Raw genomic sequence first — 16,393 nt, 5'->3', positions numbered from 1 at the left:
AATTTACGGACAAAATTTTAATATACAAGAATAAAACAAAAAAAAAAATCCCACACCCACATCTCACAATTTACAACGCAATCTTTGAATGCTAAAAGCAATAGTTTATCTTTGCAACCTTAAAATAGTAAATAGTTTATGACAATTTCATACAATTGGTTAAAACAGTTTCTTAAAACAGATTGGACACCAGAACAAACCAGCGAATTACTTACCAATTTAGGTTTAGAAGTAGAAGGTATAGAAACCTACCAATCGGTTAAAGGCGGATTGGAAGGCGTGGTAGTTGGCGAAGTACTTACTTGCATTCCGCACCCAAATGCCGATAAATTAAAAATTACAACCGTATCTATTGGCGATGATGCGCCTTTACAAATAGTTTGTGGCGCGCCAAACGTAGCTGCGGGTCAAAAAGTACCTGTTGCCACTATTGGCACAACTTTATATACCGAAACAGGCGAAGCATGGACCATTAAAAAAGGTAAAATTAGAGGTGAAGAAAGTCATGGAATGATTTGCGCCGAAGATGAACTTGGTTTAGGAACATCGCACGATGGCATTATGGTTTTAGATGAAAATTTAAAAGTTGGAACACCTTGTGCTGCCATTTTTGAAGTTGAAAACGATTATGTATTCGAAATTGGTTTAACACCCAATCGTGCCGATGCCATGAGCCATTTAGGTACTGCACGCGATTTAAGAGCTGGTTTAGTACAAAAAGAAATTAACCTTGAATTTATTACACCATCAGTTAGCGCATTTCATGTTGATAGTCGTACCTTAAAAATTGATATAGACGTTGTAAATAAAGACTTAGCTCCACGTTATTGTGGCGTTACCATATCGGGCATTAAAGTAAAAGAATCGCCTACTTGGTTACAACACCGTTTAAAAGCTATTGGCTTAAAGCCTATTAACAATATTGTAGATGCTACAAATTATGTGCTTCACGATTTAGGGCAACCACTACATGCCTTTGATGCTGCTAAAATTTCGGGAAATAAAGTAGAGGTTAAAACCGTTGCTGCGGGTACAAAATTCACCACATTAGATGGTATTGAACGTGAGTTACACGAAGACGATTTAATGATTTGTGATGCCGAAAAACCCATGTGTATTGCTGGTGTTTTTGGTGGTTTACATTCTGGTGTAACTGAAGGCACTACAAGTATTTTCTTAGAAAGCGCGTATTTCAATCCGGTTTCTGTTCGCAAAACAGCTAAACGCCATGGTTTAAATACCGATGCGTCGTTCCGTTTTGAGCGTGGTATAGACCCAAATATTACAGAATACGCTTTAAAACGTGCTGCCTTATTAATTCAAGATATTGCTGGTGGTGAAATTACAAGCGATATTACCGATATTTACCCAAAGAAAATTGAAGATTTTCAAGTGCGTTTAAGCTTTGAAAATGCTGAAAAACTAATTGGTGAAGAAATTCCAAAGGAAATAATTAAACGCATTTTAACCTCGTTAGAAATTAAAGTTAACAACGTTACCGAAACTGGTTTGGGTTTAACGGTGCCAGCATACAGAAACGATGTAACGCGTGAAGCCGATATTATTGAAGAAATTTTACGTGTTTACGGTTACAACAACATCAACACCACCGAAAAATTAAATGCGTCAATTTCAAATTCAACACGATTTGAAGACCATAAAATTCAAAACATTGTTGGAAATCAATTAGCTGCTCAAGGCTTTTTTGAAATACTTTCAAATTCATTAACAACGCCAAATTACGCAGCGTTAAGCGAGCAATTAAAAACAGAACATAACATTACTATTTTAAATCCGTTAAGTGGCGATTTGTCGGTTTTACGTCAATCGTTATTATTTTCTGGTTTAGAAGCAGTAGCGTTTAATATTAACAGAAAACGTTCCGATTTAAAATTATTTGAGTTCGGAAAAACCTATCATGGTTACAACGCATCTCGTGAAGAATTTAAACATTTATCATTATTTGTAACAGGAAACCAAAACGAAGAAAACTGGAATAACCCAACCAAAAAAAGTGATTTCTTCTTCTTAAAAGGAAACATTATCAGTCTTTTAGAACGTTTGGGCATTTCAAGATTTAATGAATTACCTGTTGAAAATGATGTGTTTAGTGAAGGTTTAAATTTTAGCTTAGGAAAAACCAAATTGGTAGATTTCGGGTTGGTAAAAAAACCAATTTTAAAATATTTTGATATTTCGCAAGATGTGATGTATGCCGATTTTAATTGGGATACTATTTTAGATATTGTAAAACGAAACAAAGTAACCTTTAAAGCCATACCAAAATACCAAGAAGTACGCAGAGATTTTGCATTATTAATTAATGATAATGTAACCTTTGAATCAATTTATAAAATTGCCAAACAAAGCGAAAAGCAATTGTTAAAAAGCGTAAATTTATTTGATGTGTATCAAGGTAAAAATTTACCAGCAGGCAAAAAAAGTTATGCCGTTGGTTTTACGTTACAAGACGAAAACAAAACCCTTACCGATAAACAAATTGATAAAATAATGAATACGCTACAAACACAATTTGAAAGTCAATTGGGTGCAGAATTGCGTTAAGTTTGTTATTAAAACTATAAAAGAATCCTATTGTTTTTTATATGCGATAGGATTTTTTAGTTTAAAAAATTTCCAAACTACCTTTACCTTCTCTAAGAATTTCTGGTTCATCACCCGATAAATCAATTACTGTTGATGCTTCGTTATCGCCATAACCACCATCAATAACCAAATCAACCAAATTATCCCATTTTTCCAAAATTAATTCTGGATCGGTGGTATATTCAATCACCTCATCTTCATCGTGTATAGAAGTTGAAATAATTGGGTTGCCTAGTTTTTTTACAATTTCTAAAGCAATCGTATTATCAGGAATACGAATACCAACAGTTTTTTTCTTTTTAAAAGGATGTGGCAACGTGCTTGAACCTGGTAAAATAAAGGTGTAAGCTCCTGGTAGTGCACGTTTTAATATTTTAAATGTAGCAGTGTCAATTTGTTTTACGTAATCGCTTAAATGACTTAAATCGTGACAAATAAAAGAGAAATTAGCCTTTTCAAGTTTAATACCTTTTATTTGCGCAACACGTTCCAAAGCCTTTATATTATTAATATCACAGCCTAAGCCATACACCGTATCGGTAGGATAAATAATTAAGCCGCCTCGTTTTAAAACAGCTACTACCCTATCAATTTCCCTTGGGTTTGGGTTTTCTTCGTAAATTCTAACAAACTCAGCCATATTTAAATATCTTCCTTAAGGCTAAAAGTAAATATTATTTGTTATATATGTAAATAAACTGTAACGTTTATTACTTAAATTAGTCTTAATAATATATGTTAAGGTTTTTATACGTCATACTACTTTTTACATTTAATGCTCATTTAGCTAATGCTACAAATGGCGTAACTGATGCTATTCAGTTTCCTAAAGCTGAAATTATAAATGAATACACCACTCGTATTCCTTTTAAATTGGTAGATCATTTAATTGTAATTGAAGCCGAACTTTATAATAAAAAAGGTAATTTTATTATTGACACTGGTTCTGAAACCTTAATTTTAAATAAAGTTCATTTTTCAGCGTTGTATGAACACCAAAAGAAAGACCAAACAGCTTCAGGTGTTTTACAATCTATAGACAACCTATATGAAAAGCAAGTAAAAGAATTCGCCTTAAAAAACTTTAAAATACATAATAAAGCATCTCATGTTATTAATTTATCGCATATTGAAACCAACAAAAAAATTAAAATACTAGGTATTATTGGTTATAATATTTTAAAAGATTATGAACTTTTTATTGATTTATACCTAAATCAAATAACCCTTACAAAAACAGATGCCACAGGAAATACATTAGATAAACATGTGTATCTTGAAAAAATTATTGATAGCTTAGATTTTAAATTAAAAAACCATACTATTATTGTAAACGCTACCATAAACGACCAAAAGTTATTATTTGGATTGGATACTGCTGCAGAGTTTAATCAAATAAATAAAAGTATTAACAAAAAAGCACTTAAATACTTTAAACCAACCAAACGATTGGTTTTAACAGGTGCTAGTAATAAAAAGATTGAAGTTTTGGCAGGGAAATTGTACCGTGTTAAATTAAGTGAAAGTGTTTATTTTGGTCCAATGAACACCGTTTTGATTAATTTAAACAAAATGAATGAAGCATTTGGCACCGAGTTAGATGGTATTTTGGGGTATGAATTTTTTGCTCAAAAAAGAACCATTATCAATTATAAAAAAGAGAAATTATATTTTATAGATTACCCTTTAAATTTTCAATGAAGCAATTAAAATTACATATTAGTTTCTTTCTTTTTGCTATAATAAGCGTGTTTTCATATGCTCAAAATAATACGTTTAAAGGTTATAAAATTGTGAAAGACACAGTTGTATTTTCTTTTGATGTACGCGATTATTCTAAATTCACACAAGAATTTACAGGTCAAATACTTGATTTTGATGATTTTGATATTAAAAACGTAGTGGTTTCTGGTGAATTTAATAATTGGTCGAGAGACAATTGGAAAATGAAAAAAATTGATGCTTTTAAATATGAACTTAGAAAAAGCATTTCCGATTTTAATAATGAATTTTCTTGGGAGTTTAAATACATCATCAACAATACTTATTGGGCTGAACCTACAAAAAAAGATCCTAACATTGCCAATGCAACAAAAAATGGTAGCAGACTTGGTGTGTATAATTTAAAAATGTACATGGCTTATGCTAGTGAAAGTGGTAATGCTAGTTTTAAACTACATGGCTTTAAAAATGCAAAAAAAGTTATTGTTGCTGGTTCTTTTAACAAATGGAATGAAAACCTTTTCGTAATGAAAAAAACAACTGAAGGTTGGGAGCTTACTCTGCAAATAAAACCTGGTGCTTACCAATACCGTTTTATTGTTGATGGCCATTGGATGGAAGATCCAAACAACCCATTAAAGGTAAGGAATGAATTTAATGAATATAATTCTGTAATTGATATTAAAGAATATATTGCTTTTAAATTAAGAGGCTATACAAATGCTAAAAAGGTTATTCTTACTGGTTCGTTTAATAATTGGAATGAAAACGACTTTGTAATGCGAAAAACAGACTACGGATGGAAATACGTTGTACCGCTATCTGGTGGTAAGCATCACTACAAATTCATTGTTGATGGCGAATGGGTTACAGACCCTAACAATAGTGTTAAGGAATATGATGGTAACGGACATATAAATTCGGTATGTATGGTTAAATAATAGTTTTAACCAATAACTTCCAACTTAGCAAATTTTAATAATAGCTTTTTTGTACCACCATGTTGAAATTTAATTTCAGCTTTCACATCGCCACCTGCACCTTCAATTTTTATAACCTCGCCCATACCAAAACGCATGTGTTTTACCATGTTTCCAACGGCTAAATTACCATCAAATAAATTGGTATTATCAGTAGAAGAACTTGCAGAAACAGGTTTTAAATTTTTTGGTGGTGTAATTTGAAATTTTACAGGTTCTTTTTCTGTAGTTCCTTTTTTTAATACAGCTTGTTTTGCTGGTTTAAATCTTATTTTATTAGGCTCAACATCACCAAAAATATCAGCATCAAGCATTGGATTAAAACGGCGTTCTTCAATAGGTGTAGTAATTTCTAAATATTGCTCGTCTATTTCTTCAATAAACCTACTTGGTTCAGAGTCTACTAATTTTCCCCAACGGTAACGCGATAGCGCATAGGTTAAATACGCTTGTTTTTCGGCGCGTGTTAAGGCTACATAAAACAAACGACGTTCTTCTTCCAATTCACTACGTGTTCCCATACTCATAGCACTTGGAAACAAATCTTCTTCCAAACCAACTATAAACACATACGGAAACTCTAATCCTTTGGCTAAATGTATCGTCATTAGTGCCACATGATCAGTATCTCCTTTATCTGCGTCTAAATCGGTTGCCAAAGCTACATCTTCTAAAAATTCAGCTAAAGAACCTGTGGTATCGGCAATTTCTTTTTGCCCTTCCACAAAGTCTTTCATACCGTTTAAAAGCTCTTCAATATTTTCCATTTTGGTAACACCTTCTGGCGTACCATCTTTTTTATATTCTCTAATTAAGCCACTAGTTCTGGTAACGTGTTCTGCCAACTCAAAAACATCGGCCGTTTGGTTAAGCACTTGGTAACTTTCAATCATGGTTACAAAATCTTGAAGTTTTGCTTTTGTACCTGAATTGATATTTACATCGGTTTTATCGATGTTTTTCATTACTTCAAAAATAGAGCGCTTATAGCCATTTGCAGCAACCACTAGCCTATCTATAGTTGTATCTCCAATACCACGTGCTGGAAAATTAATAACACGCTTTAAAGCTTCTTCATCAGCTGGATTAATAACCAATCGTAAATACGATAACACATCTTTAATTTCTTTACGCTGGTAGAATGATAAACCACCATAAATTCGATACGGAATATCACGTTTTCTTAAAGCATCTTCAATAGCACGCGATTGCGCGTTGGTTCTATACAATACTGCAAAATCGCTATTAGGAACGTGATGCTGTATTTTATTTTCCCAAATAGTACTAGCTACAAAACGACCTTCATCACCATCTGTTAAGGATCGATTGACTATTATTTTTCCTCCTTCATCATTAGCTGTCCAAACTACTTTATCAAGTTTTGTTTGATTCTTATCAATAATAGAATTAGCTGCATTTACTATATTTTTAGTAGAACGGTAATTTTGTTCTAGTCTAAAAACTTTAACATCGTCATAATCTTTTTGGAAGTTTAAAATATTATTAATGTTTGCGCCTCGAAACGCATAAATACTTTGGGCATCATCACCTACCACACAAATATTCTGAAATTTATCCGATAAGGCACGAACAATTAAATACTGCGAATGGTTAGTATCTTGATACTCATCAACCAAAATGTATTTAAAACGATTTTGGTATTTCATCAACACTTCAGGGAAACGAGTAAGAAGTTCATTTGTTTTTAGCAATAAATCATCAAAATCCATAGCACCTGCTTTAAAACAGCGTTCTACATATTCTTTATAGATATCACCTAAACGTGGTCGACGCGCCATGGTATCGGCTTCAATAAGTTCTGGATTTTGGAAATAGGCACGAACGGTAATCAAACTATTTTTATATGATGAAATTCTTGAACGTACTTGTTTGTATTTATAAATGTCTTTATCAAGATTCATTTCTTTGATGATGGATGCTATCAACCTATCAGAATCTTGCGTGTCATATATCGTGAAGTTTGTTGGATATCCTAATTTATCGGCTTCAATACGTAAAATTTTAGCAAATACTGAGTGAAATGTACCCATCCAAAGGTTTTTTGCTTCACTAGTACCAACAATAGTAGCGATACGATCTTTCATTTCGCGTGCCGCTTTATTGGTAAAGGTTAATGATAAAATATTAAACGGATCGATGCCTTCACTCATTAAATAAGCAATACGGTAGGTAAGCACACGTGTTTTACCAGAACCTGCACCTGCAATAATAATCATTGGTCCATCTTTTTGGATGGTTGGCTCTAATTGTGCTTCGTTTAACTGACTTAAATACTTCTCCAAATTAATTAGGTTTTTAAAAGGTTAAAAATAACCATTGTTAAGCGTTTATGTAAATGGAATTATTAATAATTATAAACAATTATAAACCCCGTATGCTTTATTAAAATTTAAATATATTTATCACTCATTAACTATACACAAAACAATATGCTAGATTTTTTATCGAATATAACCTGGTGGGGCTGGATTTTAATTGTATTGGTTCTAGTAGCCATAAGAGATGTTTTTATTCAAAAAGCACATACTATAAGCCATAACTTCCCTATTGTTGGACACTTACGCTATATGTTAGAAAAAATTGGTCCAGAATTAAGGCAATATTTGGTAGCAAATAATAGAGAAGAATTACCTTTTAACCGTATAGAGCGTGGTTGGATTTATGCTTCGGCGAAAAAAGAAAATAATTACGAAGGTTTTGGAACTGATAGAGATATTTATGAACACCATCATATTTTTATAAATAATGCGATGATGCCATATCAAATTGATGAAAAGCATCCAAATAGTATTGATAAAACATTTTTACCATGTGCTAAAGTAATGGGTGCATACCATAAACGCAAAAAACCGTTCAGACCTGCTTCGGTAATTAATGTATCTGCTATGAGTTTTGGTTCACTTTCCGCAAAAGCTGTAGAATCATTAAACAAAGGTGTTAAAATTGCCGGTGCTTACCATAATACGGGTGAAGGTGGCTTGTCTCCTTATCATAGCAACGGAGGTGATGTTATTTTTCATTTCGGAACAGGTTACTTTGGTGTTCGTGCTAAAGATGGTGGATTTTCAATGGAAAAACTAATTGCTTTAGTTGAAGCTAATCCGTTTATACGTGCTATTGAAATAAAACTATCGCAAGGTGCAAAACCAGGAAAAGGAGGCGTATTACCTGGAGCTAAAATAACAAAAGAGTTGGCAAACATAAGAGGTGTTGAAATTGGTAAAGATGTATTATCGCCACCAAATCATAAAGCTTTTTCTAACGTACCAGAAATGGTTGATTTTATTGAAAAAATTGCAGAAGCTACTGGCTTGCCTGTTGGTATAAAAGCCGCAATTGGTAAATTGGAACAATGGGAAGAATTGGCAGATATCATGGTAAAAACTGGTAAAGGACCAGATTTTATTACCGTTGATGGCGGTGAAGGTGGTACAGGTGCAGCACCACCAAGTTTTGCAGACCACGTGTCATTACCCTGGGTTTATGGTTTTAGTGATTTGTATAAATTATTTCAGAAAAAAGGTTTAAGCGAACGTATTGTTTTTATTGGTAGTGGTAAACTTGGGTTTCCTGCCAAAGCTGCTATGGCTTTTGCAATGGGTGCAGATTGTATTAACGTTGCCCGTGAAGCGATGATGAGTATTGGTTGTATACAAGCACAAATATGCCATACAAACCGTTGCCCTAGTGGTGTAGCTACACAAAGCAAATGGCTACAAAATGGTATAGACCCAACTTTAAAATCGGAACGATTAGCACAATATTTTAAAACCTTTAGAAAGGAATTTATCGAAATTACCCATGCAGCTGGTTATGAACACCCATGCCAATTTAAAATGAGTGATGTTGAAATTAATGTTGATGATCACAATTTATCAAAAGAATTAAATAAAACATATATGTATGAGAAAACACCTGTGCCTTTTACTAGTATGCAAGATTTAAAAGATTGCTTATATTTGGGTGGAAATTTTACTAAAAACAAAAGTCAAATTAGCTAAAAAATTATGAACCCAGATAGAATTATTGACCTATTTTTATTCGCTATTCCTTCATTAATAACAGGACTTATAGCTTACTATTTTTTTAAAGAACATACTAAAAATGAAGATGGCAGAAGACGTTTTCTACTAAAAAAAGAATTACAAGTAACAGCATTACCTACCCGCTTACAAGCCTATGAACGTATGGCGTTGTTTTTAGAACGCATTACACCTTCAAAATTACTCATACGAGTATCGCCAATAGATTCAAATAAAGATACTTACGAGTCTTTACTTATACAAAATATTGAACAAGAATTTGAACACAATTTATCGCAACAAATCTATATAAGTGAAAAGTGTTGGAGCATTATAAATGCTGCTAAAAATGCTACCATTCAATTGATTAGAAAAGCGAGTTTACTAGAAAAAACCGATTCTGCAAACAAGCTTAGAGAAGTGGTTTTAACCGAAATGATGGAACACAGGTCGCCAAGTGATGCTGCGCTATCGTTTTTAAAAGAAGAGATTTCTGAAATCTTATAGTTTAACCCATTCGCAATTCGTTTGACATGGCTTCTTTATCTTTATTTTTAGCATATTCAAACCCTTGTTGCCACCAAGAAACCATTAATTTTTTATTGAAAATTAATGAGTTTTCGGTTAGTTTTGAAGGTGTATAGTATAAATTAAGCTTTACATCTTTATTTTTTGCAGCTAATTTTCCGATAAGGATATCGCTTCGCTCTACTTGATCTAATAAATGACCGAATAAATTTAGCATCAATGAAAACGGATTTTTACCTAAAACCTTCATATATTCCATGTTTTCAGATTCTAAAACCACAGCATCAATTTCGGTTGCACCACGCTGAATGGCTTCACGAATAGGCACTACGCAACCAAATGCGCCATCGGCATATTCAAAACCATTAACTTTTGCTAAAGACATGAATGGAATGTAGTTACAAGAAATCCAAATCCATTCACAAAATTCTTCATACGAAAAATCTTTTATAGACTTATACTCTACTCTATTTTGAGATAAATTTGATACAGTTACAACCACATCTTCTTTAGTTTCTCTAATAAAATTATATTCGTCTTCTGTAAAGTGTTTTTTTAAATAGCGTTTTAAATTTTTACTTTCACCAAAGGTGCGTTTCATTTTAATGAATTGCCATAATGAGTTTAAAAAATTTATAGATACAAATTCTCTATCGCCTTTTTTACGAACTCTAAACGGGTTTACACTAAAAATGTTACTTTGCTTCACATCGGTAAACACATCGTAAATCTTATCTATTTTACCAGCTGCAATGTGAGGCACTAACAAACTGCCTGTTGATGTTCCTACAAACAAATCGTATTGATGTCCTTTTTCTTTAATTAAATATTCTGCAACGCCTCCAGCATATGCGCCTTTACTGCCTCCACCCGATATTACTAATGCCCGCATATTACGTTTCTAATTGACTAATTTCTTGGTTTTTAAATTTAGCAAAGTTATAGCCACTTTGCCACCATTCTGTCATTTTTTCTTTATTAAAAATAAGCGAATTTGTGGTTAAAACCGTTGGTGCAAAATAAAAATTTATAATGGCATCGTTATGGCTTGCTGTGAATTTACCAATGCGTATGTTTTGAGATTCAATTCTATCGAGCATAAAGGTAAACATGTTTGTTAGTAATGAAAACGGATTTCTTGAAGGCAATCTATTTAATTGATTAGCTTCTGTTTGTAAAATAATAGCATCAACTTCGGTTGCACCTCTATTTATAGCTTCTTCAATAGGTACCATATTTCCTAAACCGCCATCGGCATACTCACAACCATTTTTCTTAACCAATGTCATGAATGGTGTGTAATTGCATGAAATCCATATCCACTCTACAAACTCTTCATAACCAAAGTCTTTTATGCTTTTATACTCTACTTGGTTTAGCGACAAATTTGATACCGTTACTACAACATCTTTTGATGATTGTTTCAATTCATTAAATTCTTCAACTGTTAAGGTTTCTTCAATTAACTTCTTTAAATTATGACTTTCGCCGAAGGTTTTACTGCCTCGTAAAAAATTAAACATAACACTTATGTGATTGATAGCAATGTTTTGACTACCATGTTTTTGCTTCACAACAAACGGACAGACATCAAAAATACTATCGTTAGTAACGCTGGTGTAAACATTCTTTATTTTATCAATTTTTTGAAGCGCTAAATGTGATGTTAACAAACTACCTGTAGATGTGCCTATATACAATTGGTAATCGCGCTTTAATGCTTCTATAAGATATTGTGCAACACCACCTGCAAAAGCACCTTTACTACCACCACCAGAAATTACCAATGCTTTCATTTAGTTTGGTTTTTCTTCTAATTTAGTTATTAAATTCTTGTATTTTTCATCTTGTTTTAAAAAATCTAATAATTCTTTAGATGAAGCCTTAAATTGCCAATTATGATGCTTTGTGGCGTTTATAAGATTAACGATTACGGTTTCAGTAAACACATGCATTGCGGCTAAATAAGAAAAGGCCGTTTGTCTTGTTTCAGAATCATACTTCGGACTTGTATAACTTATTAATTCGTTCAAGAACTCTTGTGCATTCAAATCTTCGCCTTCTTGTGTATTTAACAACAAAGCAATCCATAGCATTCTTATATTTTTATTGTTAAACCCTTGAATGTCTTTTGTTTTAGAAAGATATTTTAATCTTATTCCGGGAAAATTAACGCATAAGTTATACAAGGCAGATTCTATGGTTGTATATGATGGATCATTTAAAAGTAATTCATAACTTTCCTTAAAATCAGATGATATTTGTTGTAAATTTTGAGCGAGAGCCTGCCGTATTTTAATATCTTTTGAAGCAAAAGCCTTTTTGATTATGCTGCTATGCGAACTATTTATTTCGTTTTTTAATAACAAATAAGCTCGGACTCTAGAACTTTTTGCTTTATCCCAATAACGATTTAAACCATCCTCGATAGAGAATGATGAAAACTTTAACTCTTCATCCAATTCAAACATTTGTGATATTTCTTTTGAACTTTTGGTTAATGAATTTATGCAATTTTCATATAAAAACGACTTGCTTTCTAACCATATTTTTACAAATTCACCCAAATCCTGCCCACTCGCCTTTTCAACTTCACTAATAAAATCATCAGTCTCAACATTTTTAAATTGATGTTTTAACAAATAGTTTTTTACTGCCGTTTTAAAAGCTTTATCGCCTACTTGCTCGCGTAGCATATGTAAAACCCAAGCTCCTTTTTTGTAAAACGTGGTACTGCTAGATTTAGGATCTAATAATGATGTACTTTGCTCTGTTTTGTCTTGTTCTAAAAGTTCTTGTGCATAATCAAATAACTGCCAATAGTAATAATCATCTCCAAAAACATCTTTTTCAGCTAATAAAGCGTAATACGTTGCAAAACCCTCTTGAAGCCAATGGTGTGAGCCAGAGGTTTCGGTTACCAAATCGCCAAACCATTGGTGTGCTAATTCGTGAGCGTTTACGTTTACATAATTTTTATCTACAAAAGCTATAGAGTCTATCACAAAACTATCTGAAAAAATAGTGGTACTTGTATTTTCCATACCTGCGTATAAAAAATCTTTAACAGGTACTTGTTTATAATTTTGCCATGGATATGGAACACCTATTTCTTCTTCTAAAAAATTGAATAGTTGTTCTGTATATCTGTATGTCGGTTCAAATTTTGAAGCATCTTCTGGATAAAAATACATTTCTAAAGGAATGCCGCTTTTTGAAAATTCTGTTTTTTTATCATATTTCCCAATAGCTAAAGCCACAAGGTAACTAGCCATAGGTTGTTGCATATCGTAATGCCAGGTTATTGTAGTATTGCTTGTTTGTTTATCGATTAGTTTTCCGTTGGCTATTACTTCATAATTTTTATCAAATTCAATACTTAAATCAAATTCAATTTTATCATTCATATCATCAATACTTGGCAGCCAATTGCTTGTGTATTTTCCTTGACCTTGCGTCCAGATTTGTTTATTTCCTTCTTCAAAATCCCAATCAATAAAATACATGGCTTTTTTAGGAACTGCTATGTAATTAAACTTTAAATTATAAATGGCATCGTTTTTAAAATCATATTTTAACCAAAGTTTTTTACCATCATTTAAATATGAAATTTCAGTTTCATTTAAATAAATATTTTGAAATTCCATATTAATAGCATCAATAAAAATGGAATCAACTGGTTTTAATATTTTAAATTCATAAGTTACAAACCCTTTAACTGTTTGCTTTTCAGGAACTAAAGAAAGTAGTGCTTTTACTGTTTTAAAATCTACATAACCAGTTTGTTGAGCAACTGAGTTAAATGCAAATAAATATAATAAGAAAAACAAAAAACGATTCATATTTTAAGTGTAGTAAACTTCTAGCCAAAATACGTAATTTTTCTATTTTTTGAATTGCTAGAAATGCCTTAAATTCGTTTTCTATGATTACCAATCTGCAAACTCCCATAGATTACTTAAAAGGCGTTGGCCCAAATAGAGCCGATTTATTGCGCAAGGAGTTAGGTATTCATACTTATCAAGATTTAATCAACTTATTTCCAAATAGATATATTGACAGAACACAGTATTACAAAATTAACCAACTGCAACAAAGTAATGCCGATATACAAGTAATTGGTAAAATTGTTGAATTTAAAGAAATTGCTCAAAAACAAGGAAAACGCTTAGTTGCAACATTTCAAGATGACACTGGTAGTATGGAATTGGTTTGGTTTCGCGGTCAAAAATGGATTCGCGACAATTTAAAATTAAACACCAACTATGTTATTTTTGGCAAAACAAATTTGTTTGGTGGAAAGTTTAGTATGCCACATCCGGAACTTGAATTACTACAAGAACACGAAAAAAATTTGCGCTCTGCCATGCAACCTATTTACCCTTCAACAGAAAAACTTTCAAATAAAGGCGTTACAAACCGTGTGATTATTCAAATTATGCAACAATTGTTTCTTGAAACGGGTGGTCGTTTTTTAGAAACGCTTTCTGAAAATATACGTTATGAGCTTAAGTTAGTTTCTAAAAGTGAAGCACTATTTAATGTACATTTTCCTAAAAGTCAGGAACTGTTAGCGAAAGCACAATTTCGGTTAAAATTTGAAGAATTTTTCTATATCCAGTTGCAACTTATCATTAAAAATTTAATTCATAAATCAAAAATTAAAGGCTTTCCTTTTGAACATGTTGGCGATTACTTTACAACCTTTTTCAACAACCATTTACCCTTTGAATTAACCAATGCACAGAAGCGGGTTATTAAAGAAATTAGAGCCGATTTAGGTAGCAATGCCCAAATGAATCGGTTGTTGCAAGGCGATGTGGGTTCTGGAAAGACTATAGTAGCGTTTATGTCAATGTTAATGGCACTTGACAACGGTTTTCAAGCGTGTTTAATGGCTCCGACTGAAATTTTGTCAGTTCAACACTATAACGGTTTATTAGAATACTGCAATGAGTTGAATATCAGTATAAAAATACTAACTGGTTCAAGTAAAACTTCAGAACGAAAAAAAATCCATAATGCTTTAGAAACTGGTGAATTGCAGATACTTGTTGGTACACATGCCCTACTTGAAGATAAGGTAAAATTTAAAAATTTAGGCTTAGCTATTATAGATGAACAACACCGTTTTGGAGTTGCACAACGCAGTAAATTATGGCATAAAGGCCCTCCTCAATCCTCCCATTGGGAGGAAGCCAAATCAGTACGAAAAAAATATATGACGGCAAGACCATCAACATACAACTTGATTAAAGAATTACAATTAGAAAACAAAAAAAATAGTACGCAAGCAGAACAAATTTTATGGGAAAATTTGCGTAATAAAAACCTTGATTTCAAGTTTAGAAGACAACATATTATTGATGAATTTATAGTCGACTTTGTTTGTCTAGAAAAAAATCTAATTATTGAAGTTGATGGTGGTTATCACAACACCGATGAACAAAAAGAAGCAGATGGATTGCGAACCCAAATACTCACCGAAATTGGTTTTCATGTAATTCGATTTAAAAATGAGGAAATAATTGGAGATATTGATAACGTCTTACAACATATTACGAACAGATTGAAAAGCCTCCCTTCTGGGGAGGTTGGTGGGGCTCCTATTCCACCACATGTTCTAGTTATGACGGCTACACCTATTCCTCGTACTTTAGCTATGTCAGTTTATGGCGATTTGGATATCTCGGTTATTGACGAATTACCTGCTGGAAGAAAACCAATTAAAACGGTTCATAGGTATGATAAAAACCGATTAAATGTTTTTAAATTTATTAGAGATGAAATAAAAAAAGGACGACAAATTTATATTGTATATCCGCTTATTCAAGAAAGTGAAGCTTTGGATTATAAAGATTTGATGGATGGCTACGAAAGTATTTCAAGAGACTTCCCTATGCCAGAATATCAAATTTCTATAGTACATGGCAAAATGAAACCTGCCGATAAAGATTTTGAAATGCAACGCTTTATAAAAGGCGAAACACACATTATGGTTGCTACAACGGTTATTGAAGTAGGTGTTAATGTACCAAATGCTTCAGTTATGATTATTGAAAGTGCCGAACGTTTTGGCTTATCGCAACTCCATCAATTACGCGGTCGTGTTGGTCGTGGTGCAGAACAAAGTTATTGTATATTAATGACAGGTAACAAACTAAGCAACGATAGTAAAACCCGTTTGCAAACCATGGTTAGAACCAGTGATGGCTTTGAAATTGCTGAAGTCGATTTAAAACTTCGCGGTCCTGGAGATATTATGGGAACTCAACAAAGTGGCGTATTAAACCTTAAAATTGCAGACATAATCAAAGATAAAGACATTTTACAAAGTGCGCGATTTTATGCAAAAAAACTACTAAAAGACGACCCAAAACTATCCAATCTTGATAACAAAGTCGTTTTGGATACTTACAAAGCCTTAAGCAAGTATAAAAATATTTGGAATTACATTTCTTAATTTAACAACAACCTTTGTAACTTGTATGTTATTATTATTTTTAAATCTTA

Annotated in this window: 11 protein-coding genes; 6 read left to right on the top strand and 5 right to left on the bottom strand. The window is 32.5% G+C overall.

Annotated elements, in window-relative coordinates; translation table 11 throughout:
• Positions 1-138 precede the first annotated feature (138 nt).
• Positions 139-2,565 carry a phenylalanine--tRNA ligase subunit beta gene (pheT, locus tag ACFQ1R_RS00445; RefSeq protein WP_379924106.1) on the top strand — a complete coding sequence of 809 codons (2,427 nt, stop codon included), beginning with the start codon at positions 139-141 and terminating at the stop codon, positions 2,563-2,565.
• A gap of 61 nt (positions 2,566-2,626) precedes the next feature.
• Here pheT and ACFQ1R_RS00440 read toward each other — a convergent pair whose 3' ends face one another.
• Complete coding sequence (locus tag ACFQ1R_RS00440) at positions 2,627-3,247, bottom strand: L-threonylcarbamoyladenylate synthase (RefSeq protein ID WP_379924105.1); 621 nt, start codon at positions 3,245-3,247, stop codon at positions 2,627-2,629.
• Positions 3,248-3,342: 95 nt separating this feature from the next.
• Here ACFQ1R_RS00440 and ACFQ1R_RS00435 point away from each other — a divergent pair, with 95 nt between their 5' ends.
• Both ACFQ1R_RS00435 and ACFQ1R_RS00430 read left to right on the top strand, forming a co-directional pair.
• Positions 3,343-4,308: a pepsin/retropepsin-like aspartic protease family protein gene (locus ACFQ1R_RS00435; RefSeq protein ID WP_379924103.1), complete on the top strand. Its 966-nt coding sequence runs from the start codon at positions 3,343-3,345 to the stop codon at positions 4,306-4,308.
• Positions 4,305-5,270 (top strand): glycogen-binding domain-containing protein, encoded by a 966-nt coding sequence (locus ACFQ1R_RS00430; protein WP_379924102.1) that lies wholly within the window; start codon positions 4,305-4,307, stop codon positions 5,268-5,270. The genes ACFQ1R_RS00435 and ACFQ1R_RS00430 overlap by 4 nt, the downstream gene beginning before the upstream one ends.
• Positions 5,271-5,275: 5 nt before the next feature.
• Here ACFQ1R_RS00430 and ACFQ1R_RS00425 read toward each other — a convergent pair whose 3' ends face one another.
• The gene (locus ACFQ1R_RS00425; RefSeq protein WP_379924101.1) at positions 5,276-7,612 is read right to left on the bottom strand and encodes an ATP-dependent helicase; all 2,337 of its coding nucleotides are present in this window, start codon (positions 7,610-7,612) and stop codon (positions 5,276-5,278) included.
• Positions 7,613-7,759: 147 nt separating this feature from the next.
• Here ACFQ1R_RS00425 and ACFQ1R_RS00420 point away from each other — a divergent pair, with 147 nt between their 5' ends.
• Together ACFQ1R_RS00420 and ACFQ1R_RS00415 are read left to right on the top strand one after the other, a co-directional pair.
• A complete protein-coding gene (locus tag ACFQ1R_RS00420) occupies positions 7,760-9,331 on the top strand; it encodes an FMN-binding glutamate synthase family protein (protein ID WP_379924100.1) in 1,572 nt (523 codons plus the stop codon).
• A gap of 6 nt (positions 9,332-9,337) precedes the next feature.
• Complete coding sequence (locus tag ACFQ1R_RS00415) at positions 9,338-9,859, top strand: DUF7935 family protein (protein WP_379924099.1); 522 nt, start codon at positions 9,338-9,340, stop codon at positions 9,857-9,859.
• Between the two features lies 1 nt (position 9,860).
• Here the strand turns inward: ACFQ1R_RS00415 and ACFQ1R_RS00410 are convergent, their stop codons facing one another.
• From ACFQ1R_RS00410 to ACFQ1R_RS00400, 3 genes are read right to left on the bottom strand one after another with little or no spacing between them, the layout of a single operon-like run.
• Positions 9,861-10,772 (bottom strand): patatin-like phospholipase family protein, encoded by a 912-nt coding sequence (locus ACFQ1R_RS00410; RefSeq protein WP_379924098.1) that lies wholly within the window; start codon positions 10,770-10,772, stop codon positions 9,861-9,863.
• Between the two features lies 1 nt (position 10,773).
• Positions 10,774-11,676 carry a patatin-like phospholipase family protein gene (locus ACFQ1R_RS00405; protein WP_379924097.1) on the bottom strand — a complete coding sequence of 301 codons (903 nt, stop codon included), beginning with the start codon at positions 11,674-11,676 and terminating at the stop codon, positions 10,774-10,776.
• Positions 11,677-13,722, bottom strand: coding sequence for a M1 family metallopeptidase (locus ACFQ1R_RS00400; RefSeq protein WP_379924096.1), 2,046 nt, complete (start codon positions 13,720-13,722; stop codon positions 11,677-11,679).
• Positions 13,723-13,805: 83 nt separating this feature from the next.
• On the opposite strand from ACFQ1R_RS00400, the gene ACFQ1R_RS00395 reads away from it, so the two are divergent.
• Positions 13,806-16,343, top strand: a complete 2,538-nt coding sequence (locus ACFQ1R_RS00395) for a DUF559 domain-containing protein (protein WP_379924095.1) — start codon at positions 13,806-13,808, stop codon at positions 16,341-16,343.
• The last annotated feature ends 50 nt before the right edge of the window (positions 16,344-16,393 follow it).

The sequence above is a fragment of the Mariniflexile jejuense genome, assembly GCF_042675665.1.
Taxonomy (GTDB): Bacteria; Bacteroidota; Bacteroidia; order Flavobacteriales; family Flavobacteriaceae; genus Mariniflexile; species Mariniflexile jejuense.
The sequence above is the reverse complement of the archived record's forward strand: the minus strand, read 5'-3'. Positions and strand labels throughout refer to the sequence as shown.